This window comes from Streptomyces sp. NPDC059456 (assembly GCF_042750055.1).
Lineage (GTDB): Bacteria > Actinomycetota > Actinomycetes > Streptomycetales > Streptomycetaceae > Streptomyces.
This window is the reverse complement of the sequence record NZ_JBHYVA010000559.1, coordinates 1-5,771: the sequence shown is the minus strand read 5'-3', so window position 1 is coordinate 5,771 and position 5,771 is coordinate 1. Positions and strand designations below refer to the sequence as shown.

The window sequence follows — 5,771 nt, the reverse complement described above, 5'->3', positions numbered from 1 at the left end:
CGCCCCCCCCGGCCCCCCGCGCGGCGTTCGCCGACTGGCCCCCGCCCCCCCCGGCGGGGGCCAGGCCGACGACCGCCGCGACGGCCGCGGCCCGCGCGGCCACGGCGAGGAACACCTGGACGTAGTAACGGGACTTGCGCGGTACGAAGGCCTCGACGAGGACTCCGAGGACCGCCGCGCCCACCACGATCAGCGTGGGTGCGAGCTGCGCGTACTCGATGTGCGGGGCCGGGATCCGGTCGGCCGGTTCCGCGGCCGCCAGCGTCAGCAGCCCATGGGCCGCAGCCATGGTGCTCACTTCGCCGCCTCCCCGTTCTTGGCCTCGACAGCCACTTCGGGCTTCGGGTCCTTCTGGTGTACGTCGGACATGGTCTGCTCCACCGCCGGGTTGACGATCTCGGTGAGCGGCTTCGGGTACACGCCCAGCGCGATCAGCAGCACGATCAGCGGGGCGACCACCAGCACCTCCCGCAGGCGCAGGTCCGGCATGGTGCGGACCTCCTCCTTGACGGGGCCGGTCATCGTGCGCTGGTAGAGCACCAGCGTGTAGAGCGCGGCCAGCACGATGCCGATGGTGGCGATGATGCCGATGACGGGGTACCGGGCGAACGTGCCGACCAGGACCAGGAATTCGCTGACGAACGGCGCGAGGCCGGGGAGCGAGAGGGTGGCGAGGCCGCCGATCAGGAAGGTGCCGGCGAGGACCGGGGCCACCTTCTGCACGCCGCCGTAGTCGGCGATGAGCCGGGAGCCGCGCCGCGAGATCAGGAAGCCGGCCACCAGCATCAGGGCGGCCGTCGAGAGCCCGTGGTTGACCATGTACAGCGTCGCGCCCGACTGTCCCTGGGAGGTCATCGCGAAGATGCCCATGATGATGAACCCGAAGTGGGAGATCGAGGCGTACGCGACCAGCCGCTTGATGTCGCGCTGCCCGACCGCGACCAGCGCGCCGTAGACGATGCTGATCAGGGCGAGGACGAGGATCGCGGGCGTGGCCCACTTGCTGGCGTCGGGGAACAGCCCGAGGCAGAAGCGGAGCATCGCGAAGGTGCCGACCTTGTCGACGACCGCGGTGATCAGTACGGCGACGGGGGCGGTGGACTCGCCCATCGCGTTGGGCAGCCAGGTGTGCAGCGGCCACAGCGGTGCCTTCACCGCGAAGGCGAAGAAGAAGCCGAGGAACAGCAGCCGCTCGGTGTTGGTCGCCATGTCGAGGGTGCCGGCGGCGCGGGCGGCGGTGATCTCCTGGAGCGAGAAGTTCCCGGCGACCACGTAGAGCCCGATGACGGCGGCCAGCATGATCAGTCCGCCGACCAGGTTGTAGAGGAGGAACTTGACCGCCGCGTACGAGCGCTGCGCGGCCGCGTTCTCATCGGTCCCGGCGTGCGCCCGGTCCCCGAAGCCGCCGATGAGGAAGTACATCGGGATCAGCATGGCTTCGAAGAAGATGTAGAAGAGGAAGACGTCGGTGGCCTCGAAGGAGATCACCACCATCGCCTCGACCGCGAGGATCAGGGCGAAGAAGCCCTGGGTGGGCCGCCACCGCGAGGAGGAGGTCTCCAGGGGGTCGGCGTCGTGCCAGCCGGCCCCGATGACGAAGGGGATCAGCAGCGCGGTCAGCGCGATGAGCGCCACCCCGATGCCGTCGACGCCCAGTTCGTAGCGGACGCCGAAGTCGGGGATCCACGCGTGCGATTCGGTGAGCTGGTAGCGGGCGCCACCGGGCTCGAAGCGGACCGCGACGAGCACGGCCAGGGCCAGCGTCGCCAGGGAGAAGAGCAGCGCCAGCCACTTGGCGGCGGTCCTGCGGGCGGCCGGGACGGCCGCCGTCAGGACGGCGCCGACCGCGGGGACCGCGGCCGTCACCGTCAGAAGCGGGAAACTCATCTCACACCGCCCTCATCAGCAGGGTCGCGGCGATGAGGACCGCCGTTCCCCCGAACATCGAGACCGCGTAGCTGCGGGCGTAGCCGTTCTGCAGCTTGCGCAGCCGGCCCGACGTGCCGCCGACCGCGGCGGCCGTCCCGTTGACCACCCCGTCGACCAGGGTGTGGTCGACGTACACGAGCGAGCGGGTCAGGTGCTCCCCTCCGCGCACCAGCACGACGTGGTTGAAGTCGTCCTGGTAGAGGTCCCGGCGGGCGGCCCGGGTGAGCAGGCTGCCGCGCGGGGCGACGACCGGGACGGGCTTCCTGCCGTACTGCGCGTAGGCGATCCCGACGCCGATGAGCAGGACCACGACCGTCGAGGCGGTGATGGCGGCGGCGCTCAGCGGCGGGTTCCCGTGCTCGAAGGAGGTGACCGGCTCCAGCCACTTCACGAAGGCTTCGTTCAGGCTGAACAGGGCTCCCGCGAAGACCGATCCGAAGGCCAGCACGACCATCGGGAGGGTCATGGACTTCGGGGACTCGTGCGGGTGCGGCTCGTGGCCGTGCTCGTCGGGCTGCCAGCGCTTCTCGCCGAAGAACGTCAGCAGCATCACGCGGGTCATGTAGTAGGCGGTGATGGCCGCGCCCAGCAGGGTGACCGCGCCGAGGATCCAGCCCTCGGTGCCGCCCTTCGCGAAGGCCGCCTCGATGATCTTGTCCTTGGACCAGAAGCCGGACAGGCCCGGGAAGCCGATGATGGCGAGGTAGCCGAGGCCGAAGGTGACGAAGGTGACCGGCATGTACCTGCGCAGGCCGCCGTAGCGCCGCATGTCGACCTCGTCGTTCATCCCGTGCATCACGGAACCCGCGCCGAGGAACAGGCCGGCCTTGAAGAAGCCGTGCGTCACCAGGTGCATGATCGCGAAGGCGTAGCCGATGGGGCCGAGGCCCGCGGCCAGGATCATGTACCCGATCTGCGACATCGTCGAGCCGGCGAGGGCCTTCTTGATGTCGTCCTTCGCGCAACCGACGATCGCACCGAAGAGGAGCGTGACCGCGCCGACCACGACGACCGCGGTCTGCGCGTCCGGCGCGGCGTTGAAGACGGCCCCGGAGCGGGTGATGAGGTAGACGCCGGCGGTGACCATGGTCGCCGCGTGGATCAGGGCCGAGACCGGGGTCGGGCCCTCCATCGCGTCACCGAGCCAGGACTGCAGCGGTACCTGGGCCGACTTGCCGCACGCGGCGAGCAGCAGCATCAGGGCGACCGCCGTCAGCTTGCCCTCGGTGGCGTTCCCCACGGAGGCGAAGACCGGTCCGAAGGCGAAGGTCCCGAAGGTGGTGAACAGCAGCATGATCGCGATCGACAGGCCCATGTCGCCGACCCGGTTGACCAGGAAGGCCTTCTTCGCGGCGGTCGCCGCGCTGGGCTTGTGCTGCCAGAAGCCGATGAGCAGGTACGAGGCGAGGCCCACGCCCTCCCAGCCGACGTACAGCAGCAGGTAGTTGTCGGCGAGGACCAGCAGCAGCATCGCCGCGAGGAACAGGTTCAGGTAGCCGAAGAAGCGGCGGCGGCGCTCGTCGTGCTCCATGTACCCGATCGAGTACACGTGGATGAGCGTGCCCACTCCGGTGATCAGCAGGACGAAGGTCATCGACAGCTGGTCCAGCTGGAAGGCGACGTCCGCCTGGAAGTTCTCGACCGGGATCCAGGTGTACAGCGTCTGGTGCAGCGTCCGGTCGTCGGCGCTGCGTCCGAGCATGTCGGTGAACAGGGCCACGCCGATGCCGAAGGAGGCGGCGGCGAGCAGGGTGCCGAGCCAGTGGCCGGCCTTGTCGAGGCGCCGGCCGCCGCACAGCAGCACCGCCGCTCCGAGCAGGGGCGCCGCGATCAGCAGCCCAATCAGATTCTCCACTGTGAGCGCCCCTTACAGCTTCATCAGGCTGGCGTCGTCGACCGAGGCCGAGTGGCGGGTACGGAACAGCGACACGATGATCGCGAGGCCCACCACGACCTCCGCGGCGGCGACGACCATCGTGAAGAAGGCGATGATCTGGCCGTCGAGGTTGCCGTGCATCCGGGAGAAGGTCACGAAGGCGAGGTTGCAGGCGTTGAGCATCAGCTCGATGCACATGAACAGCACGATCGCGTTCTTCCGGATCAGCACTCCGGCGGCGCCGATGGTGAACAGCAGCGCCGACAGGTACAGGTAGTTGACCGGGTTCACTTCGAGGCCTCCTCACGGCCGAGCCGCTCGGCCGACCGCTGCTCCAGCGCCTTCAGGTCCTCCAGTGCCTCGTTCGACACGTCCCGGATCTGGCCGCGGGCCCGCAGCGTCTTGCTCACGGTCAGCTCGGACGGGGTGCCGTCCGGCAGCAGACCGGCGACGTCCACCGCGTTGTGCCGGGCGTAGACGCCGGGCGCGGGCAGCGGCGGGACCTGCACGCCCTCGCGGACGCGGCGCTCGGCGAGTTCGCGCTGCGTGGCGGCCCGCTCGGTGCGCTCGCGGTGGGTGAGGACCATCGCGCCGACGGCGGCCGTGATCAGCAGCGCGCCGGTGATCTCGAAGGCGAACACGTACTTGGTGAAGATCAGCGTGGCCAGACCCTCCACGTGCCCGGCGGAGTTGATCCGGCCGAGTCCGTTGAAGTGGCCGAGCCCGGCGTTGGCGATGCCCGCGATGAGCAGGATGCCGAAGCCGAGCCCGCACAGGGCGGCCAGCCAGCGCTGCCCCTTGATGGTCTCCTTCAGCGAGTCGGCGGCGGTGACGCCGACGAGCATGACCACGAAGAGGAAGAGCATCATGATCGCGCCGGTGTAGACGATGACCTGGACGACGCCCAGGAAGTACGCCCCGTTGGCGAGGTAGAAGACCGCCAGGATGATCATCGTCCCGGCCAGGCTCAGGGCGCTGTGCACGGCCCTCTTCATCAGGATCGTGGACAGCGCGCCGACGACGGCGACGGTGCCGAGGACCCAGAACTGGACCGCTTCGCCCGTGGAGGTCTGGGTGGCCGCTGCGAGGGCGCTCATGCCTGCACCTCCTCGGCGTCGGGCGCGGCGGGGGTCTCGCCCTTGGAGACCGCCACCTGCCGGACGGTGCCGGGGGCCGCCCCGGTGACCAGACCGCGGTAGTAGTCCTGCTCGTCGGTGCCCGGGAAGATCGAGTGCGGCGACTCCACCATGCCCTCGGTCAGGCCCGCGAGCAGCTGCTCCTTGGTGTAGATGAGCGACTCGCGGCTGGAGTCGGCCAGTTCGAACTCGTTCGTCATCGTCAGCGCCCGCGTCGGGCAGGCCTCGATGCACAGCCCGCACAGGATGCAGCGGGCGTAGTTGATCTGGTAGACCCGGCCGTACCGCTCGCCCGGGGAGTAGCGCTCCTCGTCGGTGTTGTCCGCGCCCTCCACGTAGATGGCGTCGGCGGGACAGGCCCAGGCGCACAGTTCGCACCCGATGCACTTCTCCAGACCGTCCGGGTGCCGGTTCAGCTGGTGCCGTCCGTGGAAGCGCGGAGCGGTGGTCTTCTGCTGCTCCGGGTACTGCTCGGTGAGGCGCTTCTTGAACATGGCCTTGAAGGTCACGCCGAAGCCGGCCACCGGGTTCTGCCACTTCTCGTTCTGCTCCGCGTCAGGCATTCTCAGCACCCTCCTCTCGGTCACTGTCAGTATTCGTCCCGCCACTGACAATCAGCTCCCGCTCCCGGCGGGGCCGCCTGCGCGGTACGGGTGCGAGGTGCTGGCCGGGCTTGGGCGGTACGGGGAACCCACCCGCCAGCGGGTCGAAGGGCTCGGCCGCGGGGGGGGGGGCGGGGGCGCCGGCGGGGCGCGCCGCCCGCCGCGCGGGGGGCACACACACACCAGGCGCCAGGCTCAGAGAGGATTTAGATGAGTGTGTGGGGGTGT

Annotated in this window: 5 protein-coding genes and 2 pseudogenes; all 7 read right to left on the bottom strand. The window is 69.7% G+C overall.

Features of this window, described 5'->3' with window-relative positions; genetic code table 11:
• Nucleotides 1-289, bottom strand: a pseudogene (locus ACFXA3_RS33310) (NADH-quinone oxidoreductase subunit N); the annotation flags it as partial.
• A 5-nt stretch (nucleotides 290-294) separates the two neighbouring features.
• Nucleotides 295-1,887, bottom strand: coding sequence for an NADH-quinone oxidoreductase subunit M (locus ACFXA3_RS33305; RefSeq protein ID WP_385193024.1), 1,593 nt, complete (start codon nucleotides 1,885-1,887; stop codon nucleotides 295-297).
• A 1-nt stretch (nucleotide 1,888) separates the two neighbouring features.
• On the bottom strand, nucleotides 1,889-3,784 hold the full coding sequence (gene nuoL / locus ACFXA3_RS33300; protein WP_385193021.1) for an NADH-quinone oxidoreductase subunit L: 1,896 nt from the start codon (nucleotides 3,782-3,784) through the stop codon (nucleotides 1,889-1,891).
• A gap of 12 nt (nucleotides 3,785-3,796) precedes the next feature.
• Complete coding sequence (gene nuoK, locus ACFXA3_RS33295) at nucleotides 3,797-4,096, bottom strand: NADH-quinone oxidoreductase subunit NuoK (protein ID WP_054223348.1); 300 nt, start codon at nucleotides 4,094-4,096, stop codon at nucleotides 3,797-3,799.
• Nucleotides 4,093-4,902 (bottom strand): NADH-quinone oxidoreductase subunit J, encoded by an 810-nt coding sequence (locus ACFXA3_RS33290; RefSeq protein ID WP_385193019.1) that lies wholly within the window; start codon nucleotides 4,900-4,902, stop codon nucleotides 4,093-4,095. The genes nuoK and ACFXA3_RS33290 overlap by 4 nt, the downstream gene beginning before the upstream one ends.
• Nucleotides 4,899-5,504: an NADH-quinone oxidoreductase subunit NuoI gene (gene nuoI / locus ACFXA3_RS33285; RefSeq protein WP_385193017.1), complete on the bottom strand. Its 606-nt coding sequence runs from the start codon at nucleotides 5,502-5,504 to the stop codon at nucleotides 4,899-4,901. The genes ACFXA3_RS33290 and nuoI overlap by 4 nt, the downstream gene beginning before the upstream one ends.
• Nucleotides 5,497-5,771: pseudogene (locus ACFXA3_RS33280) on the bottom strand (hypothetical protein); the annotation flags it as partial. The pseudogene ACFXA3_RS33280 and the gene nuoI, both read right to left, overlap by 8 nt.

Excerpts from the sequence above, each read along its gene's own strand:
- ACFXA3_RS33290 (WP_385193019.1), bottom strand. The coding sequence starts at position 4,902 with ATGAGCGCCCTCGCAGCGGCCACCCAGACCTCCACGGGCGAAGCGGTC.
- nuoI (WP_385193017.1), bottom strand. The coding sequence starts at position 5,504 with ATGCCTGACGCGGAGCAGAACGAGAAGTGGCAGAACCCGGTGGCCGGC.
- ACFXA3_RS33305 (WP_385193024.1), bottom strand. The coding sequence starts at position 1,887 with ATGAGTTTCCCGCTTCTGACGGTGACGGCCGCGGTCCCCGCGGTCGGC.